The organism is Gilliamella sp. wkB112, assembly GCF_001690685.1.
GTDB lineage: Bacteria > Pseudomonadota > Gammaproteobacteria > Enterobacterales > Orbaceae > Gilliamella > Gilliamella apicola_J.
This window is the reverse complement of the sequence record NZ_LZGL01000009.1, coordinates 164,263-186,952: the sequence shown is the minus strand read 5'-3', so window position 1 is coordinate 186,952 and position 22,690 is coordinate 164,263. Positions and strand designations below refer to the sequence as shown.

22 protein-coding genes and 1 other annotated feature are annotated in these 22,690 nt (G+C 35.4%); of the genes, 13 read left to right on the top strand and 9 right to left on the bottom strand.

What is annotated here, in order from left to right:
- Window positions 1-49: 49 nt before the first annotated feature.
- The 11 genes from A9G12_RS03270 (at window position 50) to cysB (ending at window position 12,604) form a co-directional block, all read left to right on the top strand.
- Entirely contained in the window at window positions 50-658 is a 609-nt protein-coding gene (locus tag A9G12_RS03270) for a CDP-alcohol phosphatidyltransferase family protein (RefSeq protein ID WP_065564435.1), read from the top strand.
- 12 nt (window positions 659-670) lie between these two features.
- Window positions 671-2,422 carry a bifunctional alpha/beta hydrolase/class I SAM-dependent methyltransferase gene (locus tag A9G12_RS03265; RefSeq protein ID WP_065564434.1) on the top strand — a complete coding sequence of 584 codons (1,752 nt, stop codon included), beginning with the start codon at window positions 671-673 and terminating at the stop codon, window positions 2,420-2,422.
- A 12-nt stretch (window positions 2,423-2,434) separates the two neighbouring features.
- A complete protein-coding gene (locus A9G12_RS03260) occupies window positions 2,435-3,751 on the top strand; it encodes a phosphatase PAP2/dual specificity phosphatase family protein (RefSeq protein ID WP_065564727.1) in 1,317 nt (438 codons plus the stop codon).
- A gap of 2 nt (window positions 3,752-3,753) precedes the next feature.
- Entirely contained in the window at window positions 3,754-4,233 is a 480-nt protein-coding gene (locus tag A9G12_RS03255) for a hypothetical protein (RefSeq protein WP_065564433.1), read from the top strand.
- Window positions 4,234-4,296: 63 nt separating this feature from the next.
- The gene (locus A9G12_RS03250; RefSeq protein WP_065564432.1) at window positions 4,297-5,235 is read left to right on the top strand and encodes a phosphatidate cytidylyltransferase; all 939 of its coding nucleotides are present in this window, start codon (window positions 4,297-4,299) and stop codon (window positions 5,233-5,235) included.
- A gap of 141 nt (window positions 5,236-5,376) precedes the next feature.
- Window positions 5,377-5,640 (top strand): HPr family phosphocarrier protein, encoded by a 264-nt coding sequence (locus A9G12_RS03245; RefSeq protein ID WP_065564431.1) that lies wholly within the window; start codon window positions 5,377-5,379, stop codon window positions 5,638-5,640.
- A 521-nt stretch (window positions 5,641-6,161) separates the two neighbouring features.
- The gene (locus A9G12_RS03240) at window positions 6,162-6,596 is read left to right on the top strand and encodes a PTS sugar transporter subunit IIA (RefSeq protein WP_065564430.1); all 435 of its coding nucleotides are present in this window, start codon (window positions 6,162-6,164) and stop codon (window positions 6,594-6,596) included.
- Complete coding sequence (locus A9G12_RS03235; RefSeq protein WP_065564429.1) at window positions 6,589-7,977, top strand: PTS fructose transporter subunit IIC; 1,389 nt, start codon at window positions 6,589-6,591, stop codon at window positions 7,975-7,977. The genes A9G12_RS03240 and A9G12_RS03235 overlap by 8 nt, the downstream gene beginning before the upstream one ends.
- A gap of 394 nt (window positions 7,978-8,371) precedes the next feature.
- A complete protein-coding gene (gene matP / locus A9G12_RS03230) occupies window positions 8,372-8,836 on the top strand; it encodes a macrodomain Ter protein MatP (RefSeq protein ID WP_065564428.1) in 465 nt (154 codons plus the stop codon).
- Window positions 8,837-8,865: 29 nt separating this feature from the next.
- A complete protein-coding gene (topA, locus tag A9G12_RS03225; protein WP_065564427.1) occupies window positions 8,866-11,466 on the top strand; it encodes a type I DNA topoisomerase in 2,601 nt (866 codons plus the stop codon).
- A 166-nt stretch (window positions 11,467-11,632) separates the two neighbouring features.
- A complete protein-coding gene (gene cysB, locus A9G12_RS03220; protein WP_065564426.1) occupies window positions 11,633-12,604 on the top strand; it encodes an HTH-type transcriptional regulator CysB in 972 nt (323 codons plus the stop codon).
- 40 nt (window positions 12,605-12,644) lie between these two features.
- On the opposite strand, the gene hisIE is transcribed toward cysB, so the two are convergent.
- The 9 genes from hisIE to A9G12_RS03175 form a co-directional block, all read right to left on the bottom strand.
- Window positions 12,645-13,271 carry a bifunctional phosphoribosyl-AMP cyclohydrolase/phosphoribosyl-ATP diphosphatase HisIE gene (hisIE, locus tag A9G12_RS03215; RefSeq protein WP_065564425.1) on the bottom strand — a complete coding sequence of 209 codons (627 nt, stop codon included), beginning with the start codon at window positions 13,269-13,271 and terminating at the stop codon, window positions 12,645-12,647.
- Window positions 13,265-14,041, bottom strand: coding sequence for an imidazole glycerol phosphate synthase subunit HisF (hisF, locus tag A9G12_RS03210; protein ID WP_065564424.1), 777 nt, complete (start codon window positions 14,039-14,041; stop codon window positions 13,265-13,267). The genes hisIE and hisF overlap by 7 nt, the downstream gene beginning before the upstream one ends.
- Window positions 14,023-14,760, bottom strand: a complete 738-nt coding sequence (gene hisA, locus A9G12_RS03205) for a 1-(5-phosphoribosyl)-5-[(5-phosphoribosylamino)methylideneamino]imidazole-4-carboxamide isomerase (protein ID WP_065564726.1) — start codon at window positions 14,758-14,760, stop codon at window positions 14,023-14,025. Before hisA ends, hisF begins: the two co-directional genes overlap by 19 nt.
- A 17-nt stretch (window positions 14,761-14,777) precedes the next feature.
- The gene (hisH, locus tag A9G12_RS03200) at window positions 14,778-15,365 is read right to left on the bottom strand and encodes an imidazole glycerol phosphate synthase subunit HisH (protein ID WP_065564423.1); all 588 of its coding nucleotides are present in this window, start codon (window positions 15,363-15,365) and stop codon (window positions 14,778-14,780) included.
- Window positions 15,366-16,433, bottom strand: a complete 1,068-nt coding sequence (gene hisB / locus A9G12_RS03195) for a bifunctional histidinol-phosphatase/imidazoleglycerol-phosphate dehydratase HisB (RefSeq protein ID WP_065564422.1) — start codon at window positions 16,431-16,433, stop codon at window positions 15,366-15,368.
- An 8-nt stretch (window positions 16,434-16,441) separates the two neighbouring features.
- Window positions 16,442-17,500, bottom strand: coding sequence for a histidinol-phosphate transaminase (gene hisC, locus A9G12_RS03190; protein WP_065564421.1), 1,059 nt, complete (start codon window positions 17,498-17,500; stop codon window positions 16,442-16,444).
- A 12-nt stretch (window positions 17,501-17,512) separates the two neighbouring features.
- Entirely contained in the window at window positions 17,513-18,811 is a 1,299-nt protein-coding gene (gene hisD, locus A9G12_RS03185) for a histidinol dehydrogenase (RefSeq protein WP_065564420.1), read from the bottom strand.
- Between the two features lie 4 nt (window positions 18,812-18,815).
- Window positions 18,816-19,715 carry an ATP phosphoribosyltransferase gene (hisG, locus tag A9G12_RS03180; protein ID WP_065564419.1) on the bottom strand — a complete coding sequence of 300 codons (900 nt, stop codon included), beginning with the start codon at window positions 19,713-19,715 and terminating at the stop codon, window positions 18,816-18,818.
- A 38-nt stretch (window positions 19,716-19,753) separates the two neighbouring features.
- Window positions 19,754-19,879: a sequence feature (His leader region), on the bottom strand.
- A 235-nt stretch (window positions 19,880-20,114) separates the two neighbouring features.
- Complete coding sequence (locus A9G12_RS03175; protein ID WP_065564418.1) at window positions 20,115-20,507, bottom strand: Lrp/AsnC family transcriptional regulator; 393 nt, start codon at window positions 20,505-20,507, stop codon at window positions 20,115-20,117.
- Window positions 20,508-20,616: 109 nt separating this feature from the next.
- On the opposite strand from A9G12_RS03175, the gene A9G12_RS03170 reads away from it, so the two are divergent.
- Both A9G12_RS03170 and rarD read left to right on the top strand, forming a co-directional pair.
- Entirely contained in the window at window positions 20,617-21,162 is a 546-nt protein-coding gene (locus A9G12_RS03170) for a cysteine hydrolase family protein (protein WP_065564417.1), read from the top strand.
- A gap of 460 nt (window positions 21,163-21,622) precedes the next feature.
- On the top strand, window positions 21,623-22,513 hold the full coding sequence (gene rarD / locus A9G12_RS03165) for an EamA family transporter RarD (protein WP_065564416.1): 891 nt from the start codon (window positions 21,623-21,625) through the stop codon (window positions 22,511-22,513).
- Window positions 22,514-22,690 lie beyond the last annotated feature (177 nt).

Here is a 22,690-nt window from a genome sequence, read left to right as displayed (position 1 = left end):
TTTATCTATTTTAAAATAGATAAATGGTATTAAATGATTAGGATTACTTGTGTTATCTATTTACCAACTTAAACCGAAGTTTCAATCATTACTCCGCCCTTATGCGAAATCTCTCTTTGATGCCAATATAACCGCTAATCAAGTAACATTGACTGCCTGCTTAGGTTCAATTTTAGTTGCGTTGCTTGTTGGTTGTTTAGCGCAATTTCAATGGATATTTATACTGATACCTATATGGATGTTTATCCGCATGGCTCTTAACGCGATTGACGGTATGTTAGCACGAGAATTTAACCAAAAATCCAATTTAGGCGCTTACTTAAATGAAATTTGTGATGTGGTCTCTGACAGCGTTTTGTTATTGGTTTTTGCACAAATAGATTCAGTAAGTAGTTATTTGATAATATTGGTAGTTATCCTTTCATTTTTAACTGAATTTGTAGGTGTTTTAGGTGTCATGATTGGCGCTTCAAGACGTTATGATGGACCAATGGGGAAAAGTGATCGTGCTTTTATCTTTGGTGTAATTAGTTTTGCTATAGCAACTTATTTATTACCTTTGAGTTGGATCAATCTTTTGTTGTGGGTTATTAGTTTGTTATTGATTTACACAATAGTTAATCGCATTAAAAAAGGTTTGCAGGAAGTTACTAAATAGTTAGGAGAATGTATGCGTCAACAGCAAGAAAAAACATTTGTTAGCCATGATGGTTGTAAGTTATTTTATCGCTACTGGCCAGCACAAGATAGTCCAACAAATCACTCTCATGCAATAGTCCTTTTTCACCGAGGGCATGAACACTCCGGACGCGTTGCTCATTTAGCTGATGAACTTGATCTGCCTGATCACCAAATTTTTGCATGGGATGCTAGAGGTAACGGCCAGTCAGAAGGGGAACGTGGTGATGCTGAAAATATTGCAACTTTAGTAAAAGATGCTAACTGTTTTATTGAACATATTACCCGTGAATATTCTATTGCTCAGAAAGATATTGCAGTTATTGCTCAAAGTGTGGGAGCCGTTATTGCTGCTGCTTGGGCGCATGACTATGTACCAAATATACGCGCGTTAGTATTAGGTTCACCAGCTTTTAGTGTTAAACTTTATGTTCCATTAGCCGTTCCGGGATTAAAACTGTTATATAATTTTAAAGGTAATTTTTTTGTTAATAGTTATGTTAAACCTAAATTATTAACTCATGATAAGCAAAGAGCAGAATCTTTTGCGCAAGATCCATTAATTACCAGACGTATTTCGGTACGACTATTGATTGATTTATATACGGTGTCTGATCGCATAATTGAAGATGCCAATGCCATTACAGTGCCAACACAAATGTTGGTTTCCGGTTCTGATTATGTGGTTAGACGCAAACCACAAAAACAGTTTTACCAAAATTTAGGGACTGAGCAAAAAGAGTTTCATATATTACCTGGCTTTTATCATGATACCTTTGGGGAAAAAGATCGTCAGCTTGCTATAGATCGAGCCAGACGATTTATTTTAGGTTGTTTTGCCAACGAACCACAGCCACCATGCTTAATTAATGCAGATAGAGTCGGTTATACAAGATTAGAAGCTGATAATTTAGCCATGCCTGTAACAGGGTTGATTAAGCCTTGGTACTGGAAGTTTATTAAGGCTAATTTAAAATATGCTAGTAAACTTTCTGCCGGGATAAAACTTGGCTTTGATACTGGGTTTGATTCGGGTAGCACGCTTGATTATGTTTATCGTAATCAACCTACAGGCTCATCTAAACTTGGACAGTTTTTCGATTATACTTATTTACAATCTATTGGTTGGCGTGGTATTCGTCAGCGTAAAATTCACCTTGAAGAGTTATTAAAACTGGCTATCAATCAGTTACACCAACATAATCAATCTATAGATATTGTCGATATTGCTGCGGGACATGGTCGCTATATTTTAGAAACCATCAATCAAATCGCCGAAAAACCTAATTCAGTATTACTTAGGGATTACAGCGACATTAATGTACGTGACGGTCAAAAATTAATATCAGAAAAAGGCTTAACTAGTTTAGTTCGTTTTGAAAAAGGCGATGCTTTCAGCCGGCAACAACTTGCAGAATTATCAACTAAACCAACATTAGCTGTGGTTTCTGGTCTATATGAACTCTTTAGCGATAATAAATTGCTCGGTGATTCGTTGGCCGGGCTAGCTGATTCCATACCAGATGGGGGATATTTGATATATACTAATCAGCCTTGGCACCCACAATTAGAATTTATTGCAAGGGCTTTAACCTCACATCGTGATGGTAAACCTTGGATTATGCGCCGACGAACTCAGCTTGAAATGGATCAATTAGTTGCTAATGCTGGTTTCGAGAAGATCACAATGCGTATTGATCAGTGGGGTATATTTACTGTATCTCTGGCTCAACGCATTAAATAACTAATGACTGAAATGTTAAAGTTTAGATTGAATCGACTTATCTTATATAAATTTATTTGGTTGGTTGGTCTATCAGTCTTTTTCTTTGCTAGTTATAATTTTGCTAATTGGCTTAGTTCAACTCGCGATGATGTAGGGTGCTTAGTTTTTGATTGGGAAGTTTCAATTCCACTATTACCTTGGTCTATCGTACCTTATTGGTCGATAGACTTTATGTATGGTCTAGCAATTTTATTAACCAATTCTAGACAATCACTGAAAACACTCTGCTTACGTCTTTTGTCTGCACAAATTATTTGTATTATTTGTTTTTTATCGTTTCCATTAAAATTCAGTTTTGAACGTCCTGCTTTAGATGGATTGTCAGGCTGGTTATTCGATGTTTTAATGGGATTTGATAAACCCTTTAATCAAGCACCTTCATTACATATTACTTTACTGGTTATCTTATGGGCTTTTTATAATAACTACTTAAACTCTTATTGTCGTTATTTATTGCATATTTGGTGTTTGTTAATCGGTGTATCGGTATTAACTACCTGGCAACATCATTTTTTTGATATTCCGACCGGGCTCTGGGTTGGTTGTTTTTGTATTTGGTTATGGCCTGCTAATGATTCATCACCATTAAAAAATTGCCAATTACCTAAACAATATTTATGGAGTTATATCTATTTTGTCTGTTGTTTATTGTCCTTTGGTTTAGCTATTTATATACAAACGTGGGGGTTGTGGTTATTATGGTTATCGGGGGCATTTTTGCTGGTATCAGCTAATTATCTTCTTTTTGGTGCGAAAGGATTTCAAAAACAGACAAATGGACATTTCAATTTAGCAGTGACACTTCTATATTTTCCTTATTTTATTATCATGTGGATAAATTCACGTTTATGGACTTATAAATGCCAAGCCATAAATCATATCTACGAAAATATTTATTTAGGACGGATCCCATCAACTAATGTACTTACGCATAATAAATTTATTACAGTTATTGATCTTTGTGCTGAGTTACCTATTGGCAAGTTTGACGGCAATTATGTGTTAGTACCTATTCTGGACATGACGCCATTAACATCTCATGATTGCTCGAAGGTAGCAACAATTATTGAACATTATCAATCAAAAGGGAAATTATTAGTTGATTGTGCTTTGGGGTATTCTCGAAGTGCGACTGCAATTATTGCTTGGTTATTATGGACAAACCAAGTAAACAATGTTGATGATGCCATAAATATGGTAAAACAAAGTCGTCAACATATTGTTATTTCAGAACAACAACGCCGAATTTTAATAAACTGGTTTTTACAAACCCAAAACCGGAAATAGTTATGTCTAAGACTCAACATAGTGAAATAACTGATAACATAAATAAAACCACATTAATGACCTTTTGTAGTTTACTTGCCATCAGTAAACCAATTGATTGCTTTTCACAGTTGTTGACAGTTTTAGCTTTAGGTATTGCGATAATTTCAAGTTGGTGGACTAATATCTCGCTGTTAACAATTTTTTGTACCGTCATATTTCTAATAGGTTTGATTGGGAAATATTACGCGCTAAGACTTTATCTTGATAAGAAGCTATTTGACTATTTAGCTAACCATTTAGAACAATTGCCTATAACATTACTTGAATTAGATGAAACGCTAGTGAATTTAAATCTTATCAAAGCAGGTTCACGTGAGCAAAGAACATTGGTTGATCGCCAACATGGCACAATGCAATTATTAAAAAGGCAGTTGATAATGTTAATTGTCCAGTTACTATTATTGATAGTAACCTTTATAACTGGAATATTTTTACATTAAACAATCTGTCAGTAATGAATTTATAGGAAATTTTAATGCTTAATTAGCAATAAGGGGAAGGGGATGTCTAGTTACCAACATGATACATTATTGCTTTTTATGGGAATCGGAATTTTTCTGGTGGTCGCTTCAGTTATTGGTTGGGTATTAAAATGTCGTGTTAAAGCACCTAATAGTGTGATAGATAACCTAAATACCCGTATAAATGCCTGGTGGGTTATGGTGGTGATTATAGGTCTTGCATTTTTGTTAGGTAAATTAGCAGTAATTTTTTTGTTTTTTATTGCATCAGGTTTTGCCTTACGCGAATTTCTTATATTAACACCAGTTACACGTTACGATTATTATGCTCTTTTATTCGCTTTTTGTATAGCACTACCGGGTCAGTATATTTTGGTTGCGATATCGTGGTATGGTCTATTTAGTATCTTTATTCCAGTTTATGCTTTTTTGTTGCTCTCTATTTTATCTTCGATCACAGGTTCGACCAATAACTTTTTAGAACGAACGGCAGAAGTTCAATGGGGACTGATGATCACCGTGTACAGTATATCTTGTGTGCCGGCGCTATTGGCATTAAAAATTAACGGCTATTATGACCGCAATTTATTACTGATTGCTTTTTTAATTTTGGTGGTGCAAATTTCTGATGTATTGCAATATGTATTCGGAAAGCTATTTGGTAAACATAAAATTGCGCCTAATTTATCTCCTTCAAAAACGATTGAAGGTTTTTTAGGTGGCGTTTTATCAGCGAGTTTAATTGGCGCCAGTATTTTTTGGATTACGCCATTTAGTTTTATTCAAGCAGGTCTGATTTCTTTGTTGATCACATTATTTGGGTTTATGGGGGGCTTAGTCATGTCTGCCATTAAGCGTGATCGTGGGGTAAAAGATTGGGGCAATTTAATTGGTGGTCATGGAGGAATTCTTGATCGTTTAGATTCAGTTTGTTTCGCAGCACCAATTTTTTTCCATGTAGTACGTTATTTTTGGGCATAAAAGTTGTGTTATTATTTAAATAAAACAACATGAAGCTACAAATAGGCAAAAAAATTATAGCTAAAAAAGAGCAAAAATTAAAAAATTATGATATAAATATTCACGTTTAATTCACTTAAAAATATAAATAAGGATTTTATTATGTTAAAAGAGCAAATGATAGTTAAGAATTCAACTGGACTTCATGCACGCCCGGTAACAACACTGGTTAAATTAGCTGGCCGTTATAAATCAACAATTGAACTTGTTTATAATGAAAAAGTAATTAAATTAAAAAGTATGATGGGATTGCTTGGTGCTGGAGTTAAAGGTGGTTCAACCGTCGAAATTATTTGTGACGGTGAAGATGAAAAAGCCGCCATGGATGAAATCCGTGAACTTTTTGCTACAGGTTTTGGTGAATAATAGTTAAGCTAAGCCTATTAATTATTTCTACAAAATCATCATTTCATCGGTTAAGCTCGGTGAAATGATGCGAATAACATTTCTAAATTCTTCAAAATAGATATTTCGTTAATTTTTTATTTTCTCATACATAATTTTGTTTCTCAGTATCGATCAACATAAAGTCAATACCAATAAGCAGCAAAGTAATAACTAATCCAACCATTATTTACTATCTTGCATTTAAAAACCTAAATTATAAACAATCATTATTCATATCATTCATTAATTTAGTCATTTTTAGTATCCAAAACTATAAGTATATACGAATTGTTAAAAATCATTAGTTAAAGTTAAATCAACTAAACCAAATAATAAAGATTAATAAATTTGTTCGCCAGTAAACTTACGAAAAATTACTATTAATTAATTAAATAAAATAAGTGTAAGTTTATATAAATCAATGTATATTTATGCGAAGCCAAAATTCTTAATACATTGTATTAACGCTAACAATTGTTATTAATAAAGAGGATATATTTATGGAGTTAATTCCTGTTGTACCTGTTGATTTAATCGACGATTCGATGAGTCAAAAATCATCTATCATTAACTTAATGGCAACTAAAAGCGAGCCTTATCTTAGTGATGTAAACAAATTTTTTGCTGATGTAATGACACATGAACAGGAGATGGAAACAGATGTAGTGCCTGATATTGCATTACCTCATGCTAAAAGTAGTGCGGTAAAAACACCATTTATTGCTGTTGCTAAAAACATGAACGGTGTGGTATGGAATAATAGCAATAAAGTTAAACTAATTGTTTTGATCGGTGCGCCAGAACATGCAAATAAAGAACATTTAACCATTATAGCTAAATTAGCATCTAATTTGGCTATGGATGAGTTTGTAGAAGATTTACTTAATAGTGATATTCAATCGGTTGCAAATAAAATAAGAGGATTATATGAATAATAAAAAAATTGTGGCTATCTGTGCTTGTACTGCTGGAATGGCTCATACCTATATTGCGAAACAAAAAATTGAAAATGAGGCTAAAAAACGGGGATGGGAGTGTAAAGTTGAAACTCAGGGTGCTGCAGGTATTGATAATGTATTAACTGAGCAAGATCTTAAAAGTGCCGATGTGATCTTATTGGCAACCGATATTTCGATTGAGAATGCTGAAAGATTAGAACCTTTTAAAAATGTAATTAAAGTGAGTACTGGTGAAGCAGTCAAAAATACCGTCAATATATTTAATGATGCAGATACAATTTCAACTAAAGTAAATAAAGATAGTATTGGCAAGGAGATATTCAGATCGTTAAATACAGGGATTAGTAAATTCTTACCAGTGATTATTGCATCAGGTATACTGTTTTCACTTGTTTTAATGACTGGTAATGTAACCAGCGATACTATTTTACCAAGTAACCAATTTTTTGCAGATTTACAACAAGTAGCACTTTATGGTTTTGCCATGATGGTCCCTGTACTGGCTGCTTATATGGCATATTCAATTGGTGGTAATGCAGCTTTAGCACCTGCATTTATTATGGGGTATGTCGTTAATAATCCTATTGGTGCAAACCAAGTAAGCACTGGATTTATTGGAGCCATGATTTTTGGTGTTTTGATTGGTTACTTTGTTAAATGGTTTAAAACAGTCAAAGTGCATCCAGTTATTGCATCCGTTATGCCGGTGATGATCATTCCAACAGTTACCTTACTAGTGATGGCTCCAATTTATATATATGGTTTATCTTATCCTTTAGATTGGTTTGTTAAAGCAATGGTTGAAACCTTAAAAGGCTTATCTAGTGTTAATGCCGCATTGTTAGGTGTAGGTATTGGGGTATTAGCTGCGCTTGATATGGGTGGACCTTGTAGTAAGGCTGCAACGGCATTTACTTTAGCTGCAATGGCTGAAGGCGTTTATGGTCCTAACGGTGTCTTCCGTATGTGTTGTGCAATTCCGCCATTAGGATTAGCAGTTTCATCATTAATTGTTTCACGTTCTAAATATACTAAAGAAGAGAAAGAATTTGGTATTACAGCTTTCTTCTTATCTCTTGCCGGTATCACTGAAGGTACCATTCCTTTTGCAGCTAAAGATCCTAAACGTGTTATCATTGCTATTGTTATTGGTACTGCGGTTGCAGGTATGTTAGGTATGATTCATGGTATTGATTCGTTAGTCGCTTTTGGAGGACTTGTTGCTCTAGGTGGTGTTACTAAAGGTGCTATGTGGTATGTTATCGATATGTTTATTGGTGCATTCATCATTGCTGCTATTTTACACTTTACCAGAAAGACTGTTGTTGAAGAAGCATCAACCCCTGAGGTTGAATAATAGATACCAACAACATCAACAATTATTGTTGATGTTGTTGGTAATAAATTGAAGTTAGGCTATTTTATTGTGGTCATCATTTCCGATTATCCTTCAACATATTTATATGCTTATCCTGTTATATTTAGAATATTTCTTTTGGGATATCAGTTATTATAAATTTAATGGCTAATAGTTATCACTATTTTTTATTAAGTTAATTATAATAATGCTATAACAAAGAATACTAACCTTAACTATTATTATTCATTATTGTTTAGAATAGAGATCTGATTCCAGCTTGAAACAACATTAAATTTATAAAAAATTTGTAAAATGCAATAATTTTCTTTATTGTGTACGATGATTATGCTACAAATAATTTATTTTAGTTACAGCGTCACATGGTAAATCGATGAAATATCAACAGCTAGAAAATCTTGAAAGTGGTTGGAAGTGGCATTATTTAGTAAAAAGGCATTTAGAGGGTGAGCCGATAACTTGCTATATTGAAAAAAGTGCTGCACAACATGCCGTTAATGAATTATTGTTATTAGAACATAATCCAATTGGCGTCGTTGATTGGATAAAACAACATTTAAATCCCGATTTAGATAATCGCATGAAGCAAACAATTCGGGCTAAACGGAAACGACATTTTAACGCAGAACAACAAAATACACGAAAAAAATCCATTGATTTGGAATTTCTAGTTTGGCAACGCCTAGCTAATTTGGCTAAACGCCGCCGTTCTACGTTATCAAAAACAATTACACAATTAATTGAAGACGCAGAGCAAAAAGAGCAATATGCAACTAAAGTATCGACAATTAAAGATGATTTATTGTCACTGCTTGATGTGAACAATGATAATAAATAAAACAAACAACAGGATAAATAGGTTTAATTATGGGAAAATCCCTTGTTATTGTGGAATCACCAGCCAAAGCAAAAACGATTAATAAATATCTTGGCAAAGATTTCGTGGTTAAATCCAGTGTTGGTCATATTCGTGATCTTCCGGTAAGTGGTAGTAGCCAACGAGCCGAAAAAACAAGCAAAGATAAAACAGAGAAAAAAGTAAAACGTTCAGAAAAACAAATTTTAGTCGATCGTATGAGTGTTGATCCTTACAATGGTTGGCAAGCACATTATCAAATTTTACCAGGCAAAGAACGAGTAGTTTCTGAACTTAAAAAATTAGCTAAAGATGCCGATATGATTTACCTTGCTACCGACTTGGATAGAGAAGGGGAAGCCATTGCGTGGCATCTTAAAGATGTGATTGGTGGGGATGATAGTAAATACCGTCGAGTGGTATTTAACGAAATTACTAAAACGGCGATTAAGAATGCCTTTAATCAGCCATCAATGCTGGATATGGATCGCGTTAATGCACAACAAGCTCGTCGATTTATGGACCGAGTTGTCGGCTTTATGTTATCGCCATTATTATGGAAAAAAGTTGCCCGTGGGTTATCAGCCGGAAGAGTTCAATCGGTAGCTGTACGTTTAGTAGTAGAACGTGAACGCGAAATTCACGCATTTATTCCAGAAGAATATTGGGATCTTTTTGCTGATTTAACCACTACTAACCAAGAGCTGTTAACTTTACAAGTTACTCACTATAAAGACGAAGCTTTTGAACCTAAAGACAAACTTGCTATTGATATTGCTTTATCTGAATTAAATAAGAGTAGTTATCAGGTTACTAATATTGAAGAAAAACCAACTAAAAGTAATCCAACAGCTCCATTTATTACTTCAACTTTACAGCAAGCAGCTAGTACTCGCCTTGGTTTTGGTGTTAAAAAAACTATGATGTTAGCCCAACGACTTTATGAAGCTGGTTATATCACTTATATGCGTACCGACTCTACCAATTTGAGTCAAGATGCCGTGGCCATGGTTCGTAATTATATTGGCAAAAATTTTGGAGATAAATATCTACCAAGTTCACCTAATATATACACTAGTAAAAAAGGTTCCCAAGAAGCACATGAAGCAATTCGTCCATCAGATGTGATGGTATTAGCTGAAAATCTTAGTGATGTTGAAGCTGATGCCAGTAAATTGTACCAACTAATTTGGCGGCAATTTGTGGCTTGTCAAATGACATCTGCTGAATATAATTCTACGACCATAACAGTTAAAGCCGGTGATTTCACCTTAAAGGCGAAAGGTCGTACCTTACGCTTTGATGGCTGGACAAAAGTACAACCGCAACTTAGCAAAAATAATGAAGATAAAATGTTACCTATGGTAGCCGTTAACGATCTTTTAAATTTACATAACTTAAATCCAAATCAACATTTTACTAAACCACCAGCACGTTACAATGAGGCGTCATTAGTTAAAGAACTTGAAAAACGCGAAATTGGGCGCCCATCTACTTATGCAACCATTATTTCCACCATTCAAGATCGTGGTTATGTACGTTTAGAAAATCGACGTTTTTATGCCGAAAAAATTGGTGAAATTGTTACTGACAGATTAAGTGAGAATTTCAACGATCTCATGAGCTATGATTTTACCGCGCGAATGGAAGATGCGCTTGATGAAATCGCCCATAAAAAGCAGGAATGGCGTGAAGTTTTAGATCAATTCTTTAGTGATTTTAGTGAGCACCTTGAGATCGCCGAACAAGATCCTGATAAGGGTGGAATGCAATTAAATCCATTAGTTTTAACGCCTGAAATAAAATGTCCTAATTGTGGTCGTGAAATGGGTATTAAAACCGCTGGTACCGGTGTATTTCTAGCTTGTTCTGGTTATGCTTTAACACCAAAACTACGTTGTAAGCAGACGATAAATTTAATCCCTGAACATGAAACCTTAAATATTTTAGAAGAAGCAGATACTGCAGAAACAGATGCACTTAGGGCTCGTAAGCGTTGTCCAAAATGCCATACTGCAATGGATAGCTATCTACTTGATAATGAACGTAAACTGCATATTTGTGGTAATAACCCAATCTGCGATGGCTTTATTGTTGAAAAAGGTAACTTTAAGGTAAAAAGTTATGAAGGCCCGATTATTGAATGCGAAAAATGTGGTTCAGAAATGCATTTAAAATCAGGGCGCTTTGGTTTATATATGGGCTGCACTAATCCAGATTGTAAAAATACTCGTAAGATCTTAAAAAATGGTGATGTTGCACCACCTAAAGAAGATCCTGTTGATTTACCAGAACTTAAATGTACAAAATCTGATGCCCATTTTGTATTACGTGATGGCGCTTCGGGGATCTTTTTAGCTGCTCATAATTTTCCTAAATCGAGAGAAACCAGAGCACCATTAATTGAAGAATTACAGCGATTTAAAGATCGTCTACCAGAAAAATTCTTATACTTAACTGAAGCACCAAGTGAAGATCCTAACGGTAATCAATCTATTGTTCGTTTCAGCCGTAAAAGTAAACAACAATATGTAACTTCCGAAGTAAATGGTAAATCTACTGGTTGGGTGATGCAATATATTGATGGTAAATGGGTAAATAGCAAAAAATAACTAACAAAGCCTGAAACTTTTGTAAAGATGTTTCAGGTCAGGTATACGTTTTAGTATTAAATAATTTGTCTTTGTTTGTGCTAGAGTGTGAAAGGATTACCTTATTAATTTTCGTTGTTTCGTAACTGAAAAAACGAGGATAGCTAAGGTTAAAGGAGCCTTCATCATGAAATTGCAACAATTACGTTATATTGTCGAGGTTGTTAATAATGATCTTAATGTGTCGTTAACATCCGAAAAACTCTATACTTCACAACCTGGTATTAGCAAACAGATCAAATTACTTGAAGATGAGCTAAACATCCAGATTTTTACCCGTTCAGGCAAACATCTATCTGCAGTAACTCCAGTGGGGCAACAAATCGTTGCTTTAGCTAGGGAAATACTGAATAAATCGCAAGATATAAAGATTATCGCCAAAGAATTTAGTCAACCTAACCAAGGCTTATTGACAATTACTACCACTTATACTCAAGCGCGTTATAGTTTACCTAATGTTATTCAACAGTTTATGAAGCAATATCCAGGTATTACTTTGCATATGGAACAAGGCTCTTCCAATCAATGCATATTACAAGCGCAAACTGGGCAAGCTGATTTTGCTATTGTGACTGAACTTTCAGATTTGAGTGATGATATGATTGCTCTACCTTGTTACCACTGGAACCAAGCGGTAATAGTGATGAAAGAGCATCCTTTAGCTAAAAGTAATTTGATCTCTATTGATGAATTATCAAAATACCCATTAGTAAGTTATGATTTTTCTAATGATGGCTCTGATTTGAATCAAGCTTTTATTAAAGCAAATCAATCACCTAATATTGTATTTAGTACTACTGATGCCGATTTGATTAAAACTTATGTCAAATTGGGGGTAGGTGTGGGGATTGTAGCTAAAATGGCGGTAAATAATAATTATGACGACGATTTAGTTGTGCTCAATGCCGGGCATATTTTCCCGTATAGTACCACTTATGTAGTTTTTGCGCGCGCGTTATTTTTGCGTAGTTATATGTATGATTTCATAAGTCAATTTTCACCACATTTAAATAAGCAAACTATAGAACAACTATTATTATGTGAAAATAATATTGAAGTGCTAGCTAGATTTAACGGGGTTAAGTTACCAATTTGTTAAATAAAAGTGCGAAATCAATCGCACTTTTGGGTATTAATAGTTATTTATGTCTGGCTTTTAAGATACCAATTACATCTTGCAATGACAAATTTTGATCTTGTAGTAATACCAATAAATGGTAAATTAAGTCTGCTGATTCATTTTTCAACTCTTCTTGATCATGAACTGTAGCCGCTAATGCAGTTTCGACACCTTCTTCCCCCACTTTTTGGGCAATTCGTTTAGTGCCATCATGATAAAGTTTGGCTGTATAGGAAGATTTAGGATCTGCACTTTTACGTGATGCAATTACTTGTTCTAATTCGAATAAAAATCCCCATTCAGTTTTAATAGCTGCAAAGCAACTGTTGGTCCCCTTGTGACAAGTTGGCCCAATGGGATCGACTAAAATTAGCAGTGTATCATTATCACAATCTGCATTGATATTGATGACATTCAAAAAATTTCCTGACGTTTCACCTTTGGTCCAAAGCCGTTGTTTGGTACGTGAATAAAAAGTGACTTTACCACTATCTAATGTTTGACATAAAGCATCTTGGTTCATATAGCCTAGCATTAAAACATCACCAGAAACATAATGCTGAATAATAACCGGCATTAAATTATTCACTTTTTGCCAATCAAGTTGTGATAGGTTTAGTGTTGTGACTGAATTTGAATTTAGCATAATCGAATTTCTACTCCATGTTGAGCTAAATATTGTTTAAGTTCACCAATATTGATAATTTGTTTATGAAAGACAGAAGCGGCTAATGCTCCGTCAACGTCTGCTTCATTAAATGCTGATAAAAAATGCTCCATACGCCCAGCGCCACCAGAGGCAATTAATGGTACCTGACATACATTACGTACTGCTTGTAATTGCTTTATATCATAACCATTACGTACACCATCTTGATTCATCATATTAAGGACAATTTCACCAGCGCCCCGTCGTTGTACTTCTTGTACCCAGTCAAGAGTATTCCATTTAGTTGCAATCGTACGTTTTTCATCACCAGTAAATTGATAGACTTGATAATTATTAGTTTCTTGGTCATACCAAGTGTCAATACCTACCACAATGCATTGCACACCATAACATTCAGCTAGTTTGGTAATTAAGTCTGGGTTAGCTAATGCTGGTGAATTAATGGAAATTTTATCCGCACCAAACGAAAGAATTTGCCCCGCATCTTCAATCGTTTTAATTCCTCCGGCAACACAAAAGGGAATATCTATTACTTCCGCCACTTTTGCCACCCAACTTTTATCTACTACTCGACCATCAGATGAAGCGGTAATATCATAAAAAACCAATTCATCCGCTCCTTCTTCAGCATATCTCTGGGCTAAAGGAACAATATCACCAATAATTTCGTGATTGCGAAATTGTACGCCTTTAACAACTTGTCCATTACGAACGTCTAAACATGGAATTATCCTTTTTGCCAACATGAAATTGCCTCCTGAACTGTAAATTTGCCTTCAAGTAATGCTCTTCCTACTATTACTCCGGCAACACCACTATTTTCAAGTGCTTTAACATCCTCTAATTGACCAATTCCTCCAGAAGCTTGAAAGGCAATTTGTGGGTATTTTTTACTGATTTCTTGATAAAGTTGGATGTTTGCGCCACTTAATGTGCCATCTTTGGAAATATCGGTACAAAGCACATGTTTTAAACCAAACGGTAAATAATCGTCGATAACTTGTTCTAATGTCTGTGCGGAATCTTCCTGCCAGCCATGAATAGCGACAAACTTATTGCCTTTGGCATCAATGCGCACATCAAGTGCTAATACTAAGGCTTCGGCGCCATATTTAGTGAACCATTGTTTAACTAATTGTGGTTGCTTAATTGCTGTGGATCCAATTACAACTCTAGCAGCTCCAGCAGCAAGTAATGCTTTGACATCATCTTCACTGCGAATACCGCCACCAATTTGCACCGGAACTTGCACTCCATTGATAAGTGATTTGATTAATGATATTTGCCGTGCTTTAGGATCTTTGGCTCCGGTTAAATCAACAAGATGTAATAGTTTTGCACCTTGTTGTGCATAATTTTGTAGTCGTAATAATGGATCGTTACCATAATCACGTTGTTGCTGATAATCACCCTGATGTAATCGCACTACTGTACCATCAATTAAATCAAGCGCAGGGATAATCATTGGGTAAACCGCCATTATTATATCTCCAAAAAGTTTTTCAATAATTTTGCACCGGTTGTTCCAGAACGTTCGGGATGAAACTGAACGCCGTAATAGTTGTCTTTTTGCACGGCAGCGGTAAAGTTTTCGCCGTAACTGGTTTCTGCGATAGTTGCTGAGCATAGTGGTAATGCGTATCCATGAACGAAGTAAAAATAAGAACCATCAGGAATATCTCTAAAAAGATGATGTCCCGCTTTAGGCGTAACCCGGTTCCATCCCATATGAGGTAATGGTAAACCGCAATCAGGGATCTTACTTACTTTTTCCTGAATAATACCTATGGTATCGACATTACCCTCATCGCTATGCTCCGCTAGTAGTTGCATGCCGAGGCAAATTCCCAAAATAGGTTGAGTGCACACTTTAATCAGTTCAATTAAGTTGCGCTGTTTTAGTTGTTGCATAGCCGCAGAGGCTGAACCGACACCTGGTAAAAATAATTTATCAGAATTCAGTACCACATCAGGATCAAGGCTAATTATTGGTCGGTAGCCTAATCTTTCCACGGCATATTTGACTGATGCCAAATTAGCACAGCCAGTGTCGAGGATGACTATCTTCATCTACAGTACTCCTTTTGAGCTAGGTAACTGATTACTTTCAATTTTAATCGCTTGCTTTAAGGTTCGGGCAAAAGCTTTAAATAGGCTTTCGATTTTATGGTGATCATTGTCTCCTTCAGTGGCAATATGCAGTGTTATTGCCATAGCATAACTGATGGAATAGAAGAAATGTTCAACCATTTGCGTGCTCATGTCGCCCACTTTTGGCGTTGTAAACTGTGCTGAAAATTTGAGGTAAGGGCGACCTGAAATATCCATTGCACATTGGGCTAAACACTCATCCATTGGAATAACTGAGGCATAACGGGTAATGCCACGTTTATCACCAAGGGCTTTTTTCAAGGCTTCCCCTAAAGCAAGTCCGGTATCTTCGATAGTGTGATGATCGTCGATATGTAAGTCGCCTTTAACTTGGATATTGAGCTTTATGCCACCATGAGTAGCTATCTGATCTAACATATGGTCAAAAAAGCCAATACCAGTATTAATTTTGCTACCACCTTGGCGGTCAAGCCAAACTTCGACTAGTATTTTAGTTTCTTTGGTATTGCGTTCAACTTTAGCATAACGATCAGTTGTTGTTAAGCGTTGGGCGATTTCGTTCCAATTTAAACTTTCAGGATCATAATGAAGTCCTTTTATTTGCATATTTTCGGCTAGTTGCATATCAGTGGCTCTATCACCAATAACGTAACTATTATATTTATCCAGTTTACCACTGGTTAAATAAGGTAATACTAATTTGATTTTAGGTTTTCTGCATTCACAATTATCATCCGGAAAGTGTGGGCAAATAAGTACCTGTTCAAATTTAACTCCCTGTGATGCAAATATTTGTATCATCAGATTATGTGGGCCATCAAAATCTGCTTGCGGATAACTATTTGTACCTAGGCCATCTTGATTGGTGACCATTACTAATTTATAGCCAGAAGCTTGCAGTTTTAGTAGTGCAGGAATCACATTAGGTTCAAAAGCAAGTTTATCAAAGCGATCAACCTGGTAATCAATAGGTGGTTCGGTAATTAAAGTCCCATCACGGTCAATAAATAAGTATTTCTGTAACATTATCGCTCCTAGTTAATCGCGCTTAGTGCTGAAATTACAGCTTCACACTCGGCTTGAGTGCCAATGGTTACACGAGTCATATTGTTAATACCGGTTGATTTGCTTTGATCTCGCAAAATAATTCCCTGATTCCATAATCTGTTAAAAACGTCTTTTCCATCTTGAAATTTAACACATAAATAATTAGAAGCGCTAGGATAAACCTGTTCAACAATGGGTAATTGTGCAAGTCCGGCAGCAAATTTCTGTTTTTGATTATTCATATTTAGCACATGCAACTTCATATTGTTAATGCCTTCTTTACTTAATGCTTGCGCGGCAATATCAGCGACAGGTACCGCTAATGGATATGGTGCAATCACTTTTTGTAAGGCATCAATAACCGGTTTATTAGCAATAGTAAAACCACAACGCAAACCCGCTAAAGCGAAGGCTTTAGATAAGGTTCGTAAAATCACTAAATGTGGATAATTTGCTAACCAAGTTACCACACTAGCTTGTGGTGAAAACTCAATATACGCTTCATCAATTACTACCAATGCTCGATCTTTTGCCATAGTCAGTAAGGTTTTAATATCTTCTGGGTTAATTAAATTGCCAGTTGGATTATTTGGTGAACAAACATAAATTAATTTAACTGTATCGAGATTGTTTTTAATTCCCTCAAGATCGAGCTGCCACTGAGCGTTTGTCGGTACAGTTTTAGTTTTGATACCAAGTGTTTCGGCACTAACTTGGTACATGCCATAAGTAGGCGGACAATATAAAATACTATCTTGCTGTGGTTCACAAAAAGCCCGCATTAGTAGTTCAATTGCTTCATCAGCGCCACGACTGACTATCAGTTGTTCTGACTTAACACCGGCATACTGCGCATAACGAGTAATCACTTGTTCTGGTTGTGGTTCAGGGTAACGATTTAAAGTTTGCTGGGTTAATTCAAAATGTGGTGCAATTGGGTATTCATTGGCATTGAGCCATACATCGCCATTACCACCAATACGGCGAGCCGATTGGTAGGGTGTTAACTGTTGTACATTTTTCCTGACTAATTGATTAATATCCATTTTTCCCCCTAATTATGCTTGTTTGGCTTTTAAGACAGCTAAACGAAGTGCAACAGCTTGCTTATGTGCTGTCAGTTGTTCTGCTTGCGCCATCAGTTCAACGGCATTGCCAATGGCTGTTAATCCATCGGGTGATAACTTTTGCACTGTCATGCGTTTTTGGAAGTCAGCCAGTCCAAGACTTGAATAGGTTGCAGTGTATCCATAAGTTGGCAACACATGATTGGTGCCAGAAGCATAATCCCCCGCTGATTCTGGCGACCAATCGCCTAAAAATATTGAACCGGCACTGTTAATTTTATTGACTAATTCATCTGCATTGCGAGTTTGGATAATTAAATGTTCTGGTCCATAACGATTGCTGATATTTACACATTGTTCTAAATCTTGAGTGACAATTAAGCGACTTTGTTGTAGCGCTTTTTGTGCAATATCTCGTCTTGATAATTGTGCTAATTGATTATCAACCTCAACAGCGACGGCTTTAGCCATCTTTTCATCTGGCGTGAGTAAAACAACTTGTGAATCTGGTCCATGTTCTGCCTGAGATAATAAATCAGCGGCTATAAATGCAGGATTAGCCGAACTGTCAGCAATCACCAGCACTTCAGAAGGGCCGGCCGGCATATCAATTGCCGCGCCATCAAGGCGTTGACTAACTTGGCGTTTAGCTTCAGTAACGTAAGCATTACCTGGACCAAAAATCTTATCCACTTTAGGTACTGACTCAGTGCCCAGTGCCATCGCCGCTATAGCTTGAGCACCACCAAGTTGATAAATTTCCGTTACCCCGCAAAGTTCAGCGGCATATAGAATTTCGTCAGCAATTGGTGGGGGTGAACATAAAATGATTTTACGACAACCAGCAATTTTTGCTGGTGTGGCTAGCATTAATACCGTTGAGAATAGTGGGGCAGAACCACCAGGAATATACAGACCGACAGAATCAATGGGTCGGGTCACTAGCTGACATTGTATACCGGGCATTGTTTCCACGGTAATAGTTTGTTTAACTTGCGCTTGATGAAATTTTTCAATATTAGCAACCGCTAATTGCATTGCTTGTTTTAATTTAGCATCAACACGACTTGTGGCTAATTTAATTTCTTGTTGGGTAAGTTTGATTTGTTTGATTTGTACTTTATCAAATTTGTTGCTAAAGGCTTTTAAGGCTTCATCACCATTTTGTTTTACTTGGGCTAAAATATCTGACACCGCTTGACTAATTGAATCTGATGCCGCCACAGCCGGACGAGTTAATAATTTTGCTTGCTGTTGATCATTACATTGTTGCCAATAAGAAAGTTGCATATTATTACTCCATCATTTTTTCGATTGGTAGTACTAAAATTGAGCTAGCGCCCAGTGCTTTTAGTTTTTCCATGGTTTCCCAAAACAGGGATTCACTGCTAACCATATGTAGAGCAACTCTATTTTGTTCACCGGTTAATGGCAAAATGGTTGGGTTTTCAGCGCCGGGTAGTAGTGCCACAACTTCGTCTAATACTGCTGTTGGCGCATGTAACATAATATATTTGGATTCTCGTGCTTGGATAACCCCTTGCATACGCGTCATCACTTTATCAATTAACGCTTGTTTTGCAGGAGCCATTTCACCTTGACGTTGAATTAAACAGGCTTTTGATTTATAAATCACCTCGACCTCTCGCAGACCATTGGCTTCTAAAGTCGCGCCGCTAGACACTAAATCACAAATTACATCAGCCAGCCCGGCTCTTGGCGCTACTTCAACCGAACCGTTAAGTAAACAGGTTTTAAATGTCACATTATATTGAGCTAAATAGCGACGAAGTAGGTGAGGGTAAGTGGTGGCGATACGTAGGTTATTGAGGCATTCAGGACCGGTATACTCAAAATCACGTGGTGCGGCAATGGATAATCGGCAACCGCCAAAGTCTAAACGGCGTAGTTTTTTATATTGAGGATTTTCACCTTCAGTTTGTCTATCAAGGACTTCCTCTTCTAAAACATTTTCACCTACAATACCAATATCAACAACGCCATCAATAACTAAACCAGGAATGTCATCATCACGAACACGTAAAATATCAATAGGCATATTTTCAGCAAAAGCAATTAAACGTTGTTCTTGAAGATTGATTTTAATACCACATTGAGCCAGTAATTTTTTTGACTCATCACTTAAACGACCAGATTTTTGCATAGCAATGCGTAAACGTGAATTATCCAACATATTATTCTCCAACTTATCCAAAAAATGTATAAACCACAAACAAAAAACCCTCGGAAGCTTGACCTTCCGAGGGTTTTCTATTTGCTTTCGCGTTATCACCGGAAGATCAAATGTCTTCCAGCACCAAACGCCCGAAGACTATTCAGGGATGATGATGGTGATGATGTTTAATAACTGAAACGCAAAAACAATTCATAAAATATAAACCATTAATTAAATTAATAAACAAACTAGTGAACAAAATATAACAAAAATTGATTGCTCGCAACTCTTTTTTATTATTCGTTAAAATTTCCCCAAAATATTTGTAATAAAGTTGATTTAAATTATTTAAGAAAGTATTTGTAACTTAAACACAAAATCAAGGTAATAATTAAATAATACCGATTATCACATTAATTAAATAATTGCTTTCAATTGGTGATTAACTTTATATCGACAGTAGGGCTCGATTTTTTCGATGAATATTGATAGATTTTGTGGAGTAAAGCTGCTTTTTATAAAATAGCAACCCTCTCCCGTAATCTTATAAAATTCAAGAATTTCTTGGAAAGATTTAACGATTTTTTCAAATAATTCAAATTGGTTTGAATTCATAAAAATAGTAATAAATTGGGTATATTCTGTTTTTTCCTTAATTGTGAACTTTTCAATAACATTATTTGCTTGCAGTTCATATACTCGCTGTCCAACGGCTTGTCCAGATAAAAATACTTTGTTGCCAATCTCTTTCCATGATTGGCGGCTGTTAATTTTGAGTTGATCTAAAATAGCGCGATCTTTTTTATCCATATTATTTCACCATGAAAGCAAGTAATAAAGATTGCTTTCAATTGACTATGTTAGTGATTGCATGATTATCGCATAATTATAAATAGAAGCCTAACGCAAGGAAAATCAAATGAAACAAGCCCTAATTATTATTGATGTGCAAAACGACTATTTCCCTAATGGAAAATATAGTTTAATTAATAGCGAAGTAGCATTACAAAATACCTTAAAATTGCAACAATATTTTCGTGTAAAACGCTTACCGATTTACTATATTCAACATATCAAATCCGATCCTAATGCAAATTTTTTTGTTAAAGGCAGTCATGGCGCTAAAATTCACCGTAGCTTATTACCTATTTACCCACACGAATATATTATCCCTAAAGCCTTTCCCAATAGTTTTTATCAAACGGATTTACAACCAAAATTACAACAGGAAAACATCGAACAACTGGTCATTTGTGGCATGATGAGTCATATGTGTGTTGATTCAACTTCCCGCATGGCATGTGAACTAAATTATCAACCAATACTAATTCATGACGCCTGTGCAACTCGCGATCTACAGTTTGACGATATAATTATTCCTGCTCAAACAGTACATGACAGTTTTATGTCTGCTCTAATGAATTTCGCAAAAGTTATAAGTTGCCACCTGTTTGTTGGCATTTAGGAGATATAAAGTAAATCTAACTATTGCAATTTGGTTCTTTGTCCTATCAAAAAATATAAGTATATAATAGCTTAGGAAAGGTATTAATAATAAAGTGCCACCTTTCCTTTAATATAAATATTATTTTAAATTATTATATACAATTAAGATTTTACTTAAGTAACTTCTTGATGTTTATGGTGGGAAACACTAAATCTTCCATTTCCTAAGAGCGCTAAACTAACTGATGTTAAAGCCATTAATGCAGAATATTCCCAGCCACCTCCTGTATTGCTGAATGACTATCCATTAGCTGAGTGAATAAAACTAATTACAATCGTTTGTAGAACGGCTAGGAAACTGATAAATCGAGTTAAAATACCTAACAACAATAATGCCCTGATGCTATTCATGTTTTGCTTTTACTGAGTAAAGTTATACAATTAAAAAATATTTTTTTAAGTATTTTAATCATACTAATATGTCGAAAAGTTATGCTTTTATCTTAGCAATTACTGCTTACTTTATCTGGGGATTAAGCCCAATTTATTTTAAAATGATTGAGTCAGTTCCTGCCATTGAAATTATTATTCACCGTATTATTTGGTCTGCAGTCTGTTGTACTTTTTTAGTTTTTTTTATTAAACAGAAACAATGGTGGCAGCCATTATTAAATCACCCTAAATACATCCTAATATTATTTGGTACAGGATTTATGTTATCAATGAACTGGCTTACTTATGTATGGGCTATAAATAACAACTATATGCTCGAGGCAAGTCTTGGCTACTACATTAATCCATTACTATCTGTACTATTAGGAACCTTAGTATTAAAAGAAAAAATGCGTAAATTACAATGGATAGCCATTTCTTTGGCTGTAATAGGTGTGATGATTCAAATTATTCTAATGGGGCAATTACCTTGGATTTCAGTATTTTTAGCTCTTACCTTCGCGTTATATGGACTAATTCGTAAAATAGTACCAATTAATGTTTTACCCGGCATGATGATTGAAACTTGGGCATTGTTACCTGTCACTATAGGTTGGTTGCTATTCCATACTAATTCGATGTCATTGTCACCTAATTTTTGGCATAGCCACATGATATGGTTATGCATGCTAGCAGGACCAATAACTCTTATTCCCCTAATTTTATTTAATCTGGCGGCTAAACATCTACCATATTCTTCAATTGGTTTCTTACAATATTTATCACCGACATTAGTTTTTTTATTAGCAATATTTTATTTTCACGAAAATTTTCATATTGAAAAACTGTTAACTTTCGCATTTATTTGGTTAGCACTAATTCTATTCAGTTTAGATACTTACTTGATCCGTCGTGGCGGTAAATTTGTTGCCCAATAGAATGGATAGTTAATTAGTTAAAAATAAAGATAAAAGTATCTTTGTAAAAAGTAGTTTGCACTTTAGATTATTTTGTAAGTGTAGATTAAATCTACTCCTTTATGGTTCTGCTAATTTATTGTTGTGTGAATTTACTGTAGAATAGAACCATTTTTATCTCTTGAATCAGGATTTATG

Bases quoted from the DNA above. Each gene is read 5' to 3' on its own strand.
- A9G12_RS03235 (WP_065564429.1), top strand. From the start codon at position 6,589: ATGAATAATAAAAAAATTGTGGCTATCTGTGCTTGTACTGCTGGAATG.
- hisG (WP_065564419.1), bottom strand. From the start codon at position 19,715: ATGTTGGATAATTCACGTTTACGCATTGCTATGCAAAAATCTGGTCGT.
- A9G12_RS03260 (WP_065564727.1), top strand. From the start codon at position 2,435: ATGTTAAAGTTTAGATTGAATCGACTTATCTTATATAAATTTATTTGG.
- hisA (WP_065564726.1), bottom strand. From the start codon at position 14,760: ATGATTATCCCTGCGCTTGATTTAATTGATGGTACAGTAGTGCGATTA.
- A9G12_RS03255 (WP_065564433.1), top strand. From the start codon at position 3,754: ATGTCTAAGACTCAACATAGTGAAATAACTGATAACATAAATAAAACC.
- rarD (WP_065564416.1), top strand. From the start codon at position 21,623: ATGTCGAAAAGTTATGCTTTTATCTTAGCAATTACTGCTTACTTTATC.
- hisF (WP_065564424.1), bottom strand. From the start codon at position 14,041: ATGTTGGCAAAAAGGATAATTCCATGTTTAGACGTTCGTAATGGACAA.
- topA (WP_065564427.1), top strand. From the start codon at position 8,866: ATGGGAAAATCCCTTGTTATTGTGGAATCACCAGCCAAAGCAAAAACG.
- A9G12_RS03175 (WP_065564418.1), bottom strand. From the start codon at position 20,507: ATGGATAAAAAAGATCGCGCTATTTTAGATCAACTCAAAATTAACAGC.
- hisH (WP_065564423.1), bottom strand. From the start codon at position 15,365: ATGAAGATAGTCATCCTCGACACTGGCTGTGCTAATTTGGCATCAGTC.
- A9G12_RS03265 (WP_065564434.1), top strand. From the start codon at position 671: ATGCGTCAACAGCAAGAAAAAACATTTGTTAGCCATGATGGTTGTAAG.
- hisB (WP_065564422.1), bottom strand. From the start codon at position 16,433: ATGTTACAGAAATACTTATTTATTGACCGTGATGGGACTTTAATTACC.
- A9G12_RS03170 (WP_065564417.1), top strand. From the start codon at position 20,617: ATGAAACAAGCCCTAATTATTATTGATGTGCAAAACGACTATTTCCCT.
- A9G12_RS03250 (WP_065564432.1), top strand. From the start codon at position 4,297: ATGTCTAGTTACCAACATGATACATTATTGCTTTTTATGGGAATCGGA.
- A9G12_RS03245 (WP_065564431.1), top strand. From the start codon at position 5,377: ATGTTAAAAGAGCAAATGATAGTTAAGAATTCAACTGGACTTCATGCA.
- A9G12_RS03240 (WP_065564430.1), top strand. From the start codon at position 6,162: ATGGAGTTAATTCCTGTTGTACCTGTTGATTTAATCGACGATTCGATG.
- matP (WP_065564428.1), top strand. From the start codon at position 8,372: ATGAAATATCAACAGCTAGAAAATCTTGAAAGTGGTTGGAAGTGGCAT.
- hisIE (WP_065564425.1), bottom strand. From the start codon at position 13,271: ATGCTAAATTCAAATTCAGTCACAACACTAAACCTATCACAACTTGAT.
- hisD (WP_065564420.1), bottom strand. From the start codon at position 18,811: ATGCAACTTTCTTATTGGCAACAATGTAATGATCAACAGCAAGCAAAA.
- hisC (WP_065564421.1), bottom strand. From the start codon at position 17,500: ATGGATATTAATCAATTAGTCAGGAAAAATGTACAACAGTTAACACCC.
- cysB (WP_065564426.1), top strand. From the start codon at position 11,633: ATGAAATTGCAACAATTACGTTATATTGTCGAGGTTGTTAATAATGAT.